This is a genomic window from Chitinophaga sp. 01L420 (assembly GCF_056399985.1).
Genome location: NZ_JBFTSK010000006.1, coordinates 87,756 through 105,190 on the forward strand (window position 1 = coordinate 87,756; position 17,435 = coordinate 105,190).

Annotated in this window: 9 protein-coding genes; 5 read left to right on the forward strand and 4 right to left on the reverse strand. The window is 44.3% G+C overall.

Annotated elements, in window-relative coordinates:
* Positions 1 to 11 precede the first annotated feature (11 nt).
* Genes AC1DP6_RS07845 through AC1DP6_RS07860 form a run of 4 tightly spaced genes read left to right on the forward strand, consistent with a single transcriptional unit; the run spans position 12 to position 7,389 of the window.
* Entirely contained in the window at positions 12 to 3,548 is a 3,537-nt protein-coding gene (locus AC1DP6_RS07845; protein WP_477054325.1) for a TonB-dependent receptor, read from the forward strand.
* Positions 3,549 to 3,565: 17 nt separating this feature from the next.
* Complete coding sequence (locus AC1DP6_RS07850; RefSeq protein WP_477054326.1) at positions 3,566 to 5,407, forward strand: RagB/SusD family nutrient uptake outer membrane protein; 1,842 nt, start codon at positions 3,566 to 3,568, stop codon at positions 5,405 to 5,407.
* A 24-nt stretch (positions 5,408 to 5,431) separates the two neighbouring features.
* Positions 5,432 to 5,815 carry a BACON domain-containing protein gene (locus AC1DP6_RS07855; protein ID WP_477054327.1) on the forward strand — a complete coding sequence of 128 codons (384 nt, stop codon included), beginning with the start codon at positions 5,432 to 5,434 and terminating at the stop codon, positions 5,813 to 5,815.
* Between the two features lie 44 nt (positions 5,816 to 5,859).
* Positions 5,860 to 7,389: a sulfatase family protein gene (locus AC1DP6_RS07860; protein WP_477054328.1), complete on the forward strand. Its 1,530-nt coding sequence runs from the start codon at positions 5,860 to 5,862 to the stop codon at positions 7,387 to 7,389.
* 179 nt (positions 7,390 to 7,568) lie between these two features.
* Here the strand turns inward: AC1DP6_RS07860 and AC1DP6_RS07865 are convergent, their stop codons facing one another.
* Complete coding sequence (locus tag AC1DP6_RS07865) at positions 7,569 to 8,600, reverse strand: alpha/beta hydrolase family protein (RefSeq protein WP_477054329.1); 1,032 nt, start codon at positions 8,598 to 8,600, stop codon at positions 7,569 to 7,571.
* Positions 8,601 to 8,878: 278 nt separating this feature from the next.
* Between AC1DP6_RS07865 and AC1DP6_RS07870 the strand changes: the two genes are divergently transcribed.
* Positions 8,879 to 11,077 carry an alpha-galactosidase gene (locus AC1DP6_RS07870; RefSeq protein ID WP_477054330.1) on the forward strand — a complete coding sequence of 733 codons (2,199 nt, stop codon included), beginning with the start codon at positions 8,879 to 8,881 and terminating at the stop codon, positions 11,075 to 11,077.
* 243 nt (positions 11,078 to 11,320) lie between these two features.
* Here AC1DP6_RS07870 and AC1DP6_RS07875 read toward each other — a convergent pair whose 3' ends face one another.
* The 3 genes from AC1DP6_RS07875 to AC1DP6_RS07885 are packed head-to-tail and all read right to left on the reverse strand — an operon-like array spanning position 11,321 to position 17,433.
* Complete coding sequence (locus AC1DP6_RS07875) at positions 11,321 to 14,458, reverse strand: glycosyl hydrolase (RefSeq protein WP_477054331.1); 3,138 nt, start codon at positions 14,456 to 14,458, stop codon at positions 11,321 to 11,323.
* Between the two features lie 9 nt (positions 14,459 to 14,467).
* Positions 14,468 to 16,381: a beta-N-acetylhexosaminidase gene (locus AC1DP6_RS07880; protein ID WP_477054332.1), complete on the reverse strand. Its 1,914-nt coding sequence runs from the start codon at positions 16,379 to 16,381 to the stop codon at positions 14,468 to 14,470.
* Complete coding sequence (locus tag AC1DP6_RS07885) at positions 16,381 to 17,433, reverse strand: DUF6528 family protein (protein ID WP_477054333.1); 1,053 nt, start codon at positions 17,431 to 17,433, stop codon at positions 16,381 to 16,383. The genes AC1DP6_RS07880 and AC1DP6_RS07885 overlap by 1 nt, the downstream gene beginning before the upstream one ends.
* Between the last annotated feature and the right edge of the window lie 2 nt (positions 17,434 to 17,435).

The window sequence follows — 17,435 nt, forward strand, 5'->3', positions numbered from 1 at the left end:
AAATCAAAGTTATGAATTTACAGGATGTCACGCTTTCCATTCCCTGGAAAAAACGTGTGATTAACACATTTATTACCATGAAACTAACCGCAGGCTTGCTATTAGCCAGTTGTCTCCAGGTAAGTGCCTACAGCTATGGACAAATAGTCACATTACATGAAAAGAAAGTTTCGCTCCAGAAACTTTTTCTAAAGATTCATGAGCAAACCGGTTACCAGATATTTTATAAAGACTGGCTGCTGGATAACGCAGGGAAAATCTCTATCGATGTAGAGAATATGCGACTGGAGCAGGTGCTCTCTATCTGCTTTAAGAATCTGCCATTATCCTACACGGTATCGGATAAAAATATCATCATCAGGGAAAAGCAACCTACCGACCTAAAGCAGGCGGGCACGGAGCAAAATGCCCCCATCATTATGAAGGGGGTGGTCAAAGACGAAAAAGGATTACCACTGGTGGGTGTAACCATTAGCGTTAGTGGTACCGCCAAAGGTGCTATCACCAATGAAAAAGGTGAGTTTGTAGTCAATGTAACCCGGGGAGATGTCCTGGTATTTTCTATCCTCGGGTATAAGAAAAAAAGTATCACCGTTGGAGATGATAACTTTCTTACGATCTCGTTGGATCTTGATGTTGTTTCCGCAGGGGAAGTAGTGGTGGTAGGCTATGGTGTCCAGAAAAAAGTAAATCAGACCGGTGCTGTGTCTTCTATCAAAGGAGGAGAGCTGGAACGCCGGCCAGTGCTGAATGCCACACAAAGCCTGGAAGGGCTGGTACCCGGACTGAATGTATCAGTAGGCTCCAATACCAAGCCTGGTCAAAGTTACAACCTGAATATCCGCGGTGCTGGAAACCTTGCCGGCGGCGACGGACCCCTGGTATTGGTGGATGGAATCCCAATGGACCTTGCATCTGTCAATCCTAACGACATCGAATCTATTTCCGTTTTGAAAGATGCGGCCGCTTCGTCTATATACGGTGCCCGCGCGCCTTACGGCGTCATCTTGGTGACTACCCAAAAAGGTAAGGCAGATAAAACGGTGATTAATTACTCCAATAACTTTGGCGTAACCCGGCCGGTAAACCTGCCGCAAATGGCCAATGCATACGACTTCGCAGTTTATTTCAATGCAGCATGTGCCAACGCAGGTGTAGCGCTTCAGTATTCAGATGCAAAGCTGGCACAACTAAAAGCTTACGTAGCAAATCCCGGTGTTCATGTGAATCCATTCCCTGAGGCGAAGGATAATTATCTCCTCAATTTTGAAAATACACCTAACGGTATCGCCAGTACGGATTGGTTTGCCTTTAATTACAAACCTTCTTCCTTCCGCCAGCAACATAACCTGAGCGTCAGCGGCGGCAATAAAACAACCCAGTATTTTGTTTCTGGTGGCTACTATGGCGAAGGTGGTGTCATGCGTTTTGCAGATATTAATTACCATCGGTATAATTTAAACAGTACAATAACATCACAGGTAAATGACTGGTTTAAGCTTAAACTGAACAGCAAGGTAACCGCAGATCAATACCAGGCACCTTTTACGCCAGGTGGTACATTTGAATTAAACTTCTTTCATGACCTCGCCCGCTTCAGACCAAATGTTTCTCCATATGATTTAAATGGGAATTATAATGAGCTCTCCCTGGTTCCATACCTGCAATCAGGAAGCGCTTATACTGGCAAGGTGTTTACATTAATAGTGCAGCCGAGCATTGAACTGGAACCGATTAAAAACTGGAAGATAACTGCCGATCTGAACATCAACAGGGGTTCCTATGATAGTATCAACACGTTGCTGCCAGGCAAGCAGTATGGTATTGATGGTAAACAGAAGTATGTGAATCGTTCGGAGTTTGGTATCCCCCTCAGTGGTAGTTACGGCAGAGGCCTCGCCACAAATGTTTATATCTCACCCAATATCTATACCTCTTACCACTATATGCCAACGGAGGATCATGAGTTTAATTTCCTCGCAGGGTTTCAGCAAGAGTCCTATGACTTCAGTTCCTTGAACGCTGCTGCTACGCCGCTGATCAGCCTCAATACTCCGGGCATCAATTTATCCGGAGTGCCGGCAACCACTTCTGAAAGCCGCTATCACTGGTCTACCCGCGGTTACTTTGGTCGCATCAACTATAACTATAAAGAAAAATATCTTGTTGAATTTAATGGCCGCTATGACGGTTCTTCCCGATTTGCGCCATCGCGCCGCTGGGGCTTCTTCCCGTCGGCGTCTGTTGGTTATAATATCGTGAAGGAAGACTTCATGAAGGGACTAAGCAAGGTATTTGACAACCTTAAAATCCGTGCTTCCTATGGTTTACTGGGCAATCAATCCGGTGCGGGAATGTATTCTTACCTACAAACGATGGGTATATCCAATGTAGGAATAAACGGTGCTGGTCCGAAATGGTATTTCCAGAATGGCCGCGAAGCTAATATCTTTGCCCCCGCAGCGTATAACGCATCTAACACCTGGGAAAAAGTGCAGGTAAAAAATCTTGGCCTCGACTTCGCGCTGCTGCAAAGCCGCCTGTCAGGTACCATTGAAATATATCAACGTGACACCAAAGATATGTTAGGCCCGTCTTTCGATATCGCTGACATGTTTGGCGCCGCAGTACCTTCCAGTAATAATGCCAATCTGCGTACCAATGGCTGGGAGTTATCTCTTTCCTATAAAGGAAATATAAGTAAAGAAGTGAAATTCAATGTAGGCGCCGTACTTTCCGATAACAAATCAGTAGTAACCAAATATCAGAATCCGACTTTCTTCAATCCTTCCGCCACTTTTTATGAGGGTAAACATCTGGGAGAAATCTGGGGATACCGTGCTTCCGGCCTGATTCAGAACGAAGATGAAGCTGCAGCATTTAATGCGCTGGATCATTCATTTGTCAGTACGCAATCATGGAAACCAGGTGATGTGAAATATATTGACCTCAACGGAGATAAGAAAATCAGCAATGGCGCCAACCGCCTGGACAGTATGGGCGACATGACCGTTATCGGTAACTCAAATCCCCGCTATGCATATGCATTCACGGGCGACGTGGATTGGAAAGGGTTGACATTGTCTTTTGTACTACAGGGTATAGCCAAACGAAATTATGCCCCATCATCCGGTGATGTATATTTCTGGGGTTATGGCTCCTATGCGCAGGTGACAGTGTTTAAGCAGCATTTGGACTACTGGACACCGGATAATCCCAAAGCATATTATCCTGCGCCGTATACCAACTCGTCAGGTGCGGTAGGGCCATTCCAAAACAAAAGTCAGCAGGTATCTGACAGGTATCTGCAGAATGCAGCTTACCTGCGACTGAAAAACGTGACGCTAAATTATTCCCTGCCGACACGACTAATCAGCAGAGCCCATTTGTCAAAGGTCTCCGTGTTTATGTCCGGTGAAAACCTGCTGACATTTACGAAGCTCAGCAAAATATTCGATCCCGAAACACTGAATATCTCTGCGGTAGGCACAGGTAAATCATATCCATTAACGCAGGTTTATTCTGCTGGTATGAATGTCATTTTTTAATTACCAAATTTTCAACGATGACTATTTCAACATATAGATACCTGCAGCTGGCGGCGGTGCTGACAGTATTCACGTCGATAAGCTGCAACAAAGACTTTCTTAACAAAGCACCTCTAGATACCCTGAGTACCGACAATCCCTTAGCATCCACCAATGAACTACGACTATACGTAGATCAGTTTTATAGTGCCCTGCTACCTGCGCAGCCGGGTAATGTAAATGGTGGTGGTATTGCTTTTGACGATGGCTTTGGAACCGATAATATGGGCTTTGGCAATACACCGGATTCCAGGATGAATGGAGCTTTGTCGCCTAACGGTGTAGCTATTTCCGGCTATTCCAATATACGAAGTATCAACTATTTCCTGGAGCATTACACGAATGCCCAGGGAGATCAGACCTTAATCAATAATTATTTAGGCGAGGCAAAGTTTTTTCGTGCAATTACCTATTTCGGTATGGTAAAGAACTACGGAGATCTGACCTGGGTAAATAAGGTATTACCTGCGGATGTGAACCTGATGGAGGTCCCCCGCGATCCGCGCACGCTGGTAGTAGACTCAATTCTGGCTGATCTGGACCAGGCGGCGGCGCTATTGCCGGTGCAAGGCAACAGCAGCACCATGCGCATTCACAAAGATGTAGCACTGGCGCTTAAGTCGAGAGTAGCATTGTATGAAGCAAGCTGGGAGAAATATCACAGCGCGAAAAACGATCCTTTCTTTACTGCGGGTATTACCAGTGATAAAATCCGGGATTACTTCCAACAGGCAAAAGATGCTGCCAATGCTATTATCAGCAGCGGCCGCTGGAAGATTTTCAATACCGGTAAACCGCTGAACGACTACCAGAACTTATTCATCAGCAATGATCTATCTGCCAATAGCGAAGTACTGCTATGGAGAAAATACAACGTCGGTGATCTTATTGGTAACAGTATCGCTAAGTATGTATCTACCGGCGGTGGAAATATGGGAATTAGTCTTTCACTCGTAGATGATTATCTTACGATCAATGGAACACCTTTCACCGCCACAGCCAGAGCGAATGCACAGGCGGTGTATGGAACAGAATTACTGCCAACAATAAGGGACCCCCGTTTATCACAAACGGTCGTAGTGCCACGTGTGCAGCAATTGAAGCCAGGAACGATAGCGCCGGCATATCCCGCGTTGAATGGTACGAGCTTTAATATGAATACCACCGGTTATCCGCTGGCTAAGTTTTTAGCGTACAATGATCCCGTGGCCTATACAGACGATAACAAAGATCAAACGCCTGCCATTGCCTTCAGGTATGCAGAGGTATTGCTGAATTACGCAGAAGCAGCAGCAGAACTGGGAGATGATCCAGCATCCATTGCTGCTGTTTTAAAACCCCTGCGCGATAGGGTAGGCATGCCTGTTATGAATGTCGCGACTGAATTTAATGGAGACGTAAATTATCCATTCCATGATTTAAGTCCCCTACTACAGGCTATCAGGAGAGAGAGAAGAGTAGAGCTGGCATGTGAGGGATTCCGTTTAGACGACATTATGCGCTGGTGTGCAGCTGATGTACTGGTGAAGGGCAAAAGACCTTTGGGCGCGTTATTTACCGGAAGTGACCTCGTTCAGCAAAATACACCTACCGGCTTTTACGGTTCTTCTTTGCTGATTTATGATACACCATCTGCGGGCAAAAAAGTCAATCTATACCTTTCAGGGAATCCGGGTGATGCTTTACGATATATTGATCCATACAAGGCATCGGCGCCAAATGGTTTTGGATTTAATCTCAAAAGGGATTACCTCCTGCCAATTCAGCAGCGGCAATTGCAGCTGACCGGTTTTAAATGGGTGCAGAATCCCGGTTGGTAATTTCTAAACTTTAAAAAGATCATTATGTATAACTTGAAAAGATATTCAAAGGCAGCAGTTATAGTCGGATTAGTGTTTTGCCTGGCTACTGCCTGCAAGAAAGATAACCAGCCGGTAAAACCGGTGCCTGCACCGTTTACGGCAACAATGAAGCAAAACACCAGCTTCCCTGCAAGCGGAGGTAAAGATACGGTTGTCATCACGGCCGGAACAGATGGCTGGTGGGTAACAATCCAGGGTAGCAGTACATCATGGTGCACTGTTACGCAAACATATGGAGCTGGAGATTTCCTGCTACCCGTAACAATAGGCGTCAATACAACCGGAGTTCCCAGGCAGGTAGTCATTACTTTGAATCCCAGTTATAATTTACCTAAGGTAAATATAACACTGAATCAGTTGAACTAAGTTTCCTACGTCAAAAACAACAATCAAGCTATAAAACACTAAGTATGAGACTACGAAATTGGATGGGCGTGTTATTTTCGCTGACGTTTTCTGTGACGGCCTTAGCGCAGAAAAAACCCAATGTAATCATTATCGTTTCTGATGACCACGCGTATCAGGCCATAAGTGCTTACGGCAATAAACTGACCAGAACGCCCAACATTGATAGAATCGCCAGGGAAGGAGCGAGATTTGATCGGGCCTATGTAACCAATTCAATTTGCGGACCGAGTAGAGCAGTAATATTGACCGGTAAATATTCCAACAAAAACGGGTTTACCGATAATGAACATTCCCGTTTTGATGGCTCTCAGAACTCGTTCATCAAAGAGCTTGCAAAGAGCGGTTATCAGACAGCCTGGATTGGCAAATGGCATCTTGAAACCAAGCCACAGGGTTTTACTTTCTGGGAGATACTACCCGGTCAGGGGCAGTATTACAATCCTGATTTCATACAAATGGATAGCTCCAGGATAAGAATCCAGGGTTATGCTACCAATGTCATAGAAGATCTGGCTGAAAACTGGCTCGATCAGCGTGATACTTCCAAACCATTTTGCCTGGTAATTGGCCATAAGGCAACGCACCGCGTGTGGCTGCCAGACACCTGCGATATGGGTATGTACGACAATATCAGGTTTCCGCTGCCAGCTAATTTCTACGATGATTACAATACGAGAAAGGCGGCGGCAGTACAGGATATGTCTATTGCCAAAACCATGATCATGGGGTATGATTTAAAGATGTTTGATTCTGATCAGGCGGCCAGCAAAGATGATAATATCAATCGCATGAATCCTGCGCAGCGCGCGCGTTTTGATAGCTATTACAAGGCAATCCATGCCAACCTGAACGCACAGCATCTTTCCGGTAATGCGCTTACAGAATGGAAATATCAGCGCTATATGCGTGATTACCTGAGTACAGCAGCATCGCTGGATCGTAATATTGGCCGCACACTGGACTACCTGGATAAGCACCACTTGGCAAAAAACACCATCGTGATTTACCTTTCAGATCAGGGTTTCTACATGGGAGAACATGGCTGGTTCGACAAGCGCTGGATGTATGAGGAGTCGTTCAGAACGCCAATGGTGATGCGTTATCCTGGCGTGTTAAAACCAGGCACCGTTAACCGTGATTTTGTAATGAATGTAGATATAGCACCTACCCTGCTGGATGCTGCTGGTGCTAAAATACCTGCAGATATGCAGGGGGAGTCCTTCCTGCCGTTGCTGAAAAATACCAGGCAAAAGGGAAGAGAAGCAATGTATTATCATTACTATGAAAATGGTGAACATTCGGTATCTCCTCAATTCGGTATCAGAACGCGGCGTTATAAGCTGATTCGTTATTACAAACGCATAGAGGCATGGGAGTTATTCGATCTTGATAATGATAAGTCTGAGATAAACAACATATACGGCCAAAAGGGCTATGAAGCCATTACAGCGCAATTGAAAAAGCAGTTGTCGGCATTGATTAAAAAGTATGAAGATGTGGAAGCTGAGGAGCTGATGAAGGTAGAGCCGTAACAACTGGAACGGATATATGAAAAATGCCTCCGGGGATGTTATTCCCGGAGGCATTTTGTTTAGAAAACAGATTCAAAGGTATGTGATTAAGGATAAATTAAGCGGTACTTAAAAATAGTGTTCTTCAGTATCCATTATTACAGCAATCCACCCAATGCTAATATGCTATCTTATAAACATCATTTCAAATTTCTCTTAAAAAAATCAGTAGCGAGGCTGTCTATTTTTAAATGTACCTGGTGCCTGCTTACAGAAGGATCATCTACAAATGGAATCGGCGCCTCTTGCTTCAATTCCTCATCTGCTTCGCCCAACATTACATAATGCCCAACTTTACCACCGAACTCATAATAACCGGAACCTTTGATCAGCTTATGATATACCCTCGCATTACTCTTAACAGGTGCCATACTATCTGCCAGTGAGCCGGTGATAAAAACAGGTCCCTGAACATTTTTAAACTGCTGCTCACGGATAAAGCCCGGTCCCGTACCTGGAGATAAGGCGAAGAAGGCTTTAATGCGGCTATCTTTTAAATTGGGAACGTGTTTAGTGGCGTCAAGCAAAGTACTGTCGTACAGTAAGCGGGCCAACCCTGGATATTCGGGAACCTCAACCTCCCGACGACCTATGGTGCGGTAATAATGTAACATGACTGGATAATCAATTATTCCACCAGCCAAAGCGATCACGGTATAACCCCCAAATGAAAAACCCAATGCACCAATTTTTTGTGAATCTATTACTGTACCAAAATCTTTGTCTTTCAGCAACTGAGTAAGCGCAAAGCTGATATCCTGCGGCCTTTCCCATGGCTTTAAAAATTCAACCGCGATTTTATTATCTGCCGTATTACCCCAGTGATCGACAGCAGCTACAATAAAACCGGATTGAACCAACCTTTGTACTAACCATTCTAAAGAAAACCGGTTCCCACCGGTTCCGTGTGAAACCATAATGAGGGGCAACTTACCTGTTGGCAGACTTCCATCGCGTACGGTGTAGTTGCGTAAGAAGGGAGAATACTTTTTATCACTTATTCTAAGTGTATCCGTTGTTGAATACCATACTTCCGTAACTATAGGCCGGTTACGTTTTTCATCTTTAAAATGAAAAGTACGCTGGCCTATATTAAAGGACTGTGGGTTCTGCCCAAAAATACTCAGGTGAATAAGTAGTAATAGTATAGTGAGAATTTTTCTATGCATCATAATGCTATAAATGAAATTAGTACATTTTTAGAGCCTTTCTCTCCGCCTTGTATTTTTTTCTGGTAGCCTTAGGATTCCCCGCAAATTTATGGAATTATACCGCTTAATTTTATCAGGGTTTTAAACGCCTGTTTACCAATGTATCTGCGCTATGCAAGACAGCTAATGCCGCTGATTCATTACATTTTCACCAATTCTATGCAATTCTTAACCCCATAAGTGAAAATGCTATTCCCTTTGCATATTTTCGTTACTGTTTATTTTATACAACAAATCATATGCACATTTCAGCAGTAGCAAAACAATATTTGTTTCTTATCCTGGCCATCTGTTCCTTTAAAATAAGTCCAGCCCAAACCATTGCCATTACAACTAATCACACGGCCATTGTTTTTGAAGTAGATACCAATAAACAGGTACAGCAAATATACCTTGGCCCCAGGTTAAGCAATACATCAGTATATCGGGATGTAAATCCGGACTACCGCAATGAAAATGCGACATTGAATACGGCCTATGCCACCGGCGGTTCCACCTACCTGAACGAACCAGCTATTGAAGTGACGCATGTAGACGGAAACATGTCATTGGTATTAAATTATGTTTCACACCAATCTAAAAATTTATCGCCGGACATTATCCAAACAGATATACAACTGCGGGATCCCGCTTACCCATTCTTCGTAACCCTGCACTATAAATCGTTCCAGGCAGAAGATATTATCGATACCTGGACGACTATTTCACATGGTGAAGAAGACAAGGTGGTGCTAAACCGGTACGCCTCTGCTTTTATCAACATTCTATGGCCTCAAAACCATCTCACCTATTTCTATGGTGAGTACGAAAAAGAAATGGAAATGAACCAGTCGTTGCTGCAACCCGGCATATTTAGCATACAATCCAAGTTGGGAGTACGTACCGCTTGCAACTACAATCCATCATTTCTTATTTCGCCGACAAAAGATGTTACAGAAAATACCGGTGAAGTTTTCGCCGGAACGCTTGCCTATAGCGGAAATTTCAATATACAGTTTGAAACGCTGAAACTGAATATTGATATGGGCAATACATTAAAAATTATACCGGGAATCAATGCGTATGCTTCTTCCTACGCGCTAAAACCAAAGGAACAATTCGAAACGCCACACTTCATTTTTACCTATTCCAATAGCGGTACCGGCCAGGTAAGTCGCAATTTTCATCGCTGGGCGATCGACTATGGCATCTGGAACGGACGGCAAAAACGATTAACACTTCTTAATAATTGGGAGGCAACTTATTTTGCCTTCAACCAGGATACGATTGTAAATCTTTTTGACGACGCCACTAAATTAGGTGTTGACCTGTTTTTGCTGGATGACGGCTGGTTTGGAAACAAATATCCACGTGATCATTCCCGCGCCGGGCTGGGTGACTGGCAGGTTAACAAAAAGAAATTACCAGGAGGTATCGGGCACCTGGTAAAAGAAGCAACAAGCAAAGGACTTCAGTTTGGCATATGGATAGAGCCTGAAATGGTAAATCCGAAGAGCGAATTGTATGAGCAGCATCCGGACTGGCTGATGATAGCACCTAACCGCCCGCAGCATTTGTACCGTACACAGTTGTTACTGGACCTGATTAATCCCAGGGTACAGGATTATGTATTTGACGTAGTTGACAACCTGATGAAAGAAGCACCGGGAATTGCTTATATAAAATGGGATTGTAACCGTTCTATGGATAATGCTTATAGCCCCTATTTAAAAAAGGATCAAAACAGTTTGTATATACGTTACACACAAGCCTGGTACAACATACTGGAACGTATCCGCAATAAGTATCCCGATCTCGATATGATGCTTTGTGCCAGTGGTGGCGGTCGGGTAGAATACGGTGCTATGAAGTACTTCCAGGAGTTTTGGCCAAGTGATAATACTTATCCTGTAGACCGGATACGTTTGCAATGGGCCACTTCCTATTTTTATCCTGCCCTCACCGTATGCGCACACGTAACCGCTGCCGGCCGTGAATCACTGAAATATAAAATGGATGTGGCAATGGCGGGTAAGCTTGGTTTTGATATTGTTGTAAAAAAGCTGAATGATCAGGAGCTGGCACTGGCCCACACAACGGTGGATAATTATCACCGGCTGCAAAATGTAATCAATTATGGCTCCCTGTACCGGCTCGTATCTCCGTATACTACTAATTTCTCATCGTTGATGTATGTAGACAGCGCAAAAAACAAAGCCGTAGTATTTGCCTATAACATGGAAACAATGCAGCAGGATACCTGGCCGGAATGGAAATTCAATGGCCTGGATCCAAAGAAAAACTACAGGGTTACAGAAATAAATTTATTGAAAGACGCCCCGCCTCAGTTTCCCGAAAGTGGTAAAGTATTCAGCGGTGAGGCACTGATGTACCAGGGACTGAAATGGTATATGAAGAAAATAGAAACCAGCTCTGTACTGGAACTGGAGGCACTTTAAAATAATAATTACGACAGACCCTATAGAGCAATACATTTGCCGATAGGTTCGAATCCTGTGCTGCCCGCTTGACTAATCGGAACCGATTAATCAAGCGGGTTTCTTTATGATGCTTTATTTAGGCTAACTATCGTTTACTGAGATAGGATTACAATTTGAGATTTTCCCTTCTTCCCTTCCGGCAGCAAAAGAAATATCATTCAAAATAACGCAGTAAATAGTCATGTGATTTTGCAATTTAGATTAGCGCATCACCTTAATTTCATAATCGGTAGTCAATCCATAATCATAAATATCGTATTCATTCCCTGACGGCTGCGTTTTAATATTATACCATTTACCCGGATCAACCAATCCAGGAGCCGGCTTGTTGTAAAATGGTCCTAAAATATTCTTCAAACTGCCGATTACTGTTACTTCAATCTTATTATTGCCTTTTTTAACGAATTCACCGATAGGTAGTCTATTAGGCTCGGACAGGATGATGCCCGCAAATACATCATTGACCTTTACAGCGACCACAGTACCGTTCCATTTACCTAATTCTACCGCATATGATTTGGTGGGAGCAGCCACTATAAATGTCTTCGTATAGGTGATACCGTGACCATATAGCGGCAATCCCTGCTTGCTCCAATAGCCAAGTTGCAATGGTTGCGACTTTACAATACTCCAGCCACATGGTGTTGCTTCCAGGCTAAAATCGCCTAAAATATAAACCGGCTCAATTTCCGCATAAACGCTCATAGGAGAAACGCTTACGGCCAATTTATTATCGCCCGCTTTTAAATAGCGGCCAATCCGATACACCCCAAACGAGCGGTCCAGCCACCATTGCCCTGGTTCATTTTTAACGTCTATGCCATTAATTTTCACATCATGCCAAAGCCCTGGTTGCTCTATCACCGCTTTAATGCTCCGGAAATCAACGCTATCCTTTACCGTAAAATGATAGACAACCGTGTACCCGGTTCGGGTAGAAAAAGTATCACGCTTAATGATGGCATCTTTAAACTGGGTACGGTTATTCCATGGGTTGCCCACGCCATCTGTAAATCCGTGGTGTTTGAATGCCGTATTGGAAGCTACTCCTACATGTATGTTGGTATAGTTTGAATCCGGCTGATGTAAATGAAGATCACAGAAATCAATCGTCAGCGTGTTATCTGAAAGTCTGCTTACTTCTGCCGTTGAGGCGTTCACGGTAGCCCACTCCGTTGGTCGGACCGCCGTTTTATATAGGGGCATTTTTTTATCAGCAATAAACAGCATCAGGCTTCCGGCAGGAGGAATATCAAAGTCGAAATGCACCTCCTGATTAAGCAGCGAATAGTTAATGCGGGAAATACTTCCCGAATTCATATCCATCTGTAACACATCCCGCCCCTGCATGTTGATCCTGCCCGAAGATGCCTCATTCATGCTGGCATTGGTTAATAGCAATAACTCACCGTCAGCCAGTTTGCGGCGTTGGTGATAAATGTTACCGCCGATGCTGTCGCCTTTTCCCCCGGATATATTAAACCCTTCATTGTGGAACAGATGCGGCAAGACATCCCGGTTTACCTCATGAATCTTTTGGACGATGGTGGAAAGCTCCCTGCTGGTAGCACCATCAACTAATCGCAATTGTTCAAAACAGATCACTTGTCCCCCTGCTGCGATATATTCTTTCAGCAAACGAAACGTAGCACTATTTATATTCTCCATGCCTGGCGGTATCACTACCACCCGATATGCCCGCTTTCCAACAACAAAGCTCTTCCCATCAACACGGCCATTCTCTTTGATCACATTCTCTGAACCTAAATCATATTCCAGATACGTTCTTTGCACCATGGTCACAAAATCATTAAACCTTTTGGTGATATCGAAAAAACGCTTGTTCTCACCGTCCCTGGCGTAATACATCCAGGCCGAGGTGGTGGGTTCAATTACGAGGATATTGTTATACTGCTGCCCTTTGGATAACAGGTAAGACAGCCGTGTGAAGTAATGATTCATGAAACGGTAATAGGGCCACCAGGGTTCATGATAAGAGAAACTTGGCGGATAATCATATTTACGTGCTCCCGTCAACGTCATAAACGATAAATGCTGATTCAAAAAATTAATCCCTAAAACAAATTCCCAATCGGCCAGACGTTTCATATCCTTAAAAGTAAGCTCCCAACCGGCACCACCATAAGTTTCAGACAGCCTACGTGTTTTACCCAATTGATTGGCCACACTCCCTAATTCCCGAACAGCGCGTATATTACCAAACTGCACAGGTTTATCTTCATTAAACTGGTTGAAGAGCATATCAATACCCGGCATTTGATGCCATGCATACATGGCCATATTATCTGGTCCATGGTAGGGACTTGGCCAACCATGTTCCCAATAATGCCCGGTCCAGGTAAGTTGATGGTCGCTCATATACGCAGATACAGGTTTCGACCACCGTGCAATAAATAATTCCAGCAAGACCTGATAATAATTATGACGAACCCGCTTCCAATCGCCGACTTCTTTAAACAGGGATGGCAGATGTAACCGGAGATCGTATCCCCAGTTCTTATAAAAACTATCGAATAAATCAGGAGTCCAGCGTACACAGTTGTGCCCTTCATTGATGATGGTCGGTTCGTCAGAAAAAACGCCTTTAATTGTTTTGCCAAATTCCTTGCCTACCGCTTTTTCATAACCTTTATAGGTAATGTCAATGAACTTATCGGTAACTCCTTTAGCCATCAGATCTACATAAGACACCCCTATAGGGCCGGCCACCGAGCCACGGTCCGACCTTTGATAATTTACTTTTCTGAATAACTGATAACGTCCACTTTTACATGCTTCCTCCTGCACCTGCTTGGTGATGTCTTTATAAACTCCGTTTTCTTCTTTAAGGTATAAAAAGAATGCAGCAAGATCGCCAGGAAGTTGGGTTACTTCTTCCATATACAACATTTGTCCCTGGTTGTACGCTTCCGGCATTTGCTCACCTACCAACCCACCAGCAAAACCTGTAGGGTAAGAGTTTTCGTCATATATCCAGATATTCAGTCCCAGTTTTTTTCCTTTCTGAAGAGCATATTCAAATAAATCGAACCACTCTTTTGATAAGTATTCAGTAATTAGGCCCGGGCGAGGATGAATGATTACGCCACCGAAATCATTTTTCCGGTAATCATTCAACATAGAATCGATATTGCTTTTGGAAACTTTCGTATTCCATACCCAGAAAGGTACCGTTCCATAATCCCGGCCGGGTTTTTTAAACCCGGCAGCCACCTCTTCAAAACGTTCCAATGGCTGTTGTGCCTTTACATTGGAAGCAACAAATACAACAGCGGGAATCAAAGCGCAATAAAAGAATTGGCAGATGCTTTTCTGCATAGGTGAATATTAATTTTCAGATTTTTTACTATTATCCAGTACCGTGCGCGTGATGATACTTCTGCGCCCTGCACGAGTGATAACAATTGTTTTCAGGTTGATTATCTTCCCTCTGGGAATTGTAATGGTTACGGGTCCTTTATATTCGTGATCATAGTCTCCCGGCGGTCGGTTGTTCAGCGTATAAAATATTCTGGCTCCCCTCACAGAAGGCTGTGCTACTTCAAATCTGAAAGTATCAGTTAGAAGTGTTGTATCCGTGTAATCAAAAACCGTAGGCACACGGTAGTTAATACCAGCTTTGTCGAATCGTTCCAGATGTAATGGTAATGCTGTGCCGGCGAAACGTGGATAATCTTTGGCCGTTTCATCTGACCATCCTGTTTCAGCCAGCGCCAGCATACGCGGCAGCATCATATATTGGAGTTTGGAAACATCGGGGATGTTTTCTGTCCATATACAAGCTTCCACGCCCATAATGTGTTTATGCTCTCCTGCAGATAATGCAGGGTATTCCGGGTTATACTGATAGGCATTCTGTGCCGGCTGATCGCCGCCATGGCTGGATGGTTCCTGATCTGAAGTGCTTTGAGCATAATCAAAATACAGCCCGTTATTACCAGGAGCCAATATAATTTCCAGTCCTTTTCCAATTTGTTCGATAGCGGCCTTTTCACCAAACCGGCTCATCACCGTGATTGGCTCCCTGATATTGCCTGCTGCTACCTCATCCCAGGCGATCAGCTTTTTCTGTTTAGACAGTATGATCTTGTTCACCCTTGAAATGAAATAACTTTGCAGCTCGTGAGTGTCATGGATTTGATGTTGCTTCATGAAAGTCTGCACAGCGGAATCCTTTTCCCAATAGCCTTTGTAGCATTCGTCACCACCTATATGAATGTAGGGGTATGGAAACAAGGTGGCTACTTCTCCAAATACTTTATCAAGAAATTGGTAAACCCATTCATCAGTGGGATTGAGTGAATTGTCTACATACATTTCAAAACCACCTGTGGAGAACCATTTGGCAAAGGGGCTTCCCGGATTCACCCTCGTATCCGCATTGTGCGTAACACACAGCTCAGGATATGCTGCTATGGCGGCCATAGAATGTCCCGGCACATCTATTTCGGGTAATATTTCGATATATCTTTCAGCAGCGTAGCGAATTACTTCCTTCACCTGCTCCTGGGTGTAGAAGCCGCCATCTGTAGCGGGTTCACCAGGTTGCGGTGGCAAAGTATTGCCACTGAACTCGATCCGTGGTACACGCCAGGCGCCTACCTTCGTTAGTGCAGAACAGCTTTTGATTTCCAGACGCCACCCCTGGTCATCAGTAAGGTGCCAATGGAAACGGTTCAGTTTATAGTAAGCCATCAGGTCGAGCAAGTCTTTAATCTGTGCGACTGTAAAAAAATGCCGGGAAACATCCAGCATGAGTCCACGATAGCCAAAACGAGGAGCGTCTTCTATGGTGAGACAGGGAATCGTAGCCGCTTCGTTTTCAGGTGCAGACAACAACTGCAATAAGGTTTGCATACCATAGAACAACCCTGCGTTATTGCCGGTTAGGGTGATGCGGGCAGGTGTTACTGACAGCCGATATCCTTCCTTTGGGAGGTGTTCTGCACCGCTGGTAGTAATGAGTAGCTCCGATGCTTTTGCAGCACCTGTTATCATCTTGTTCCTAAACTTCCCGGTGCAGAACAAACGATCCGTGAAATACTCAACAACACGCTTTTCCCTGACATCAGTCCGGATCACCGTATTCGAATCGAAAACAAAGTTGCCTGTATCCATCTTTAGTGAACGCGGCATGGGGATCAGCGCCGGTGTATTTTGCTGCCCGGTAGTATTCTCCACACCAAGACCCAGTAAGGCCAGGCAACAGGTATATATTTTTACGTATTTGTTAAAGTACATTACTGATAATTGTCGTAAACTATTTTTACTTTATAAAAACAGGCATCATTTACTATTCTCGATCCCTGCCATTGCCCACCTGATGTATAGAAATCAACAGTACTGGTAGACCAGCTGTTGAGCGGGCAGTTGACTGCAGGACGCGGGTTTTTATTAGCATCGGGACGCACTAATACAATTTGTCCGCTTGGTTGATTCCCCATTCCTTTTACAAAGGTCAGGTTGTTGGTAGGTGAAATAGAAAACGTTTTTGTCGTTTTATTGAACACATATTCTCCTCCATTAGTAGTTACCCACAGCAGGTTACTGTTGCCATAGTATGCGCTTATTTCATGGCCCCAGACAGTAGGCAGTGTAACCCGGTACTGCTTTAATTCTGTTAACTCAGGGTTAGCATCGCCTCCACCAATCGCCAGGGCTGTCAGGATGTGCGCATTGTTGGATAAATCCTGGCCGGTAACCCACAAGCCATTAATGACCGGATCCCATAATACGGCATGTGCTGCGCCTAAAGAAAACTCCGCATAGGTGTTGTTATCAGCGCCCTGCGAGGACGCGTACACCCTGATCCAATTACCATCAGATGCAGCCAGGGCGATGTTACCGTTGGGTATCAGTTCTGCAGCATGCAGATTCCCATTGATTATTTTCGACCATACACGCTGTCCGGATGGATAAGCAATCACAGCTGCAAAACTATTATCGCTGATAGCCGCATAGCTGGCATCCTCGCGGATTTTCATCTTCCGCACTTTGAAATCAGTGCCGCCACCAAATGTCTTGATATCGTTTGTACTGAAACCCAGCGTAGTGGTTGGTGACCAACTCCACTTTTTTGCATTGCTGGAATTCCAGTCTGTTATCATGGGATCATAGAGCTCTATCTGCTTACTCGCATCGTTGGTTAACGCCAACTGAAACCCCGGATAGGACTGCACCGCCAGTGGATTAGTGTTGGGGCCGGGAGCTGAATCTGCTCCCGGTTTTTTACTGCAGGCTATTTGAAAAATGATCAAAGAGATGACAGTCCCCATCAGCATTATTCTTCTCATAG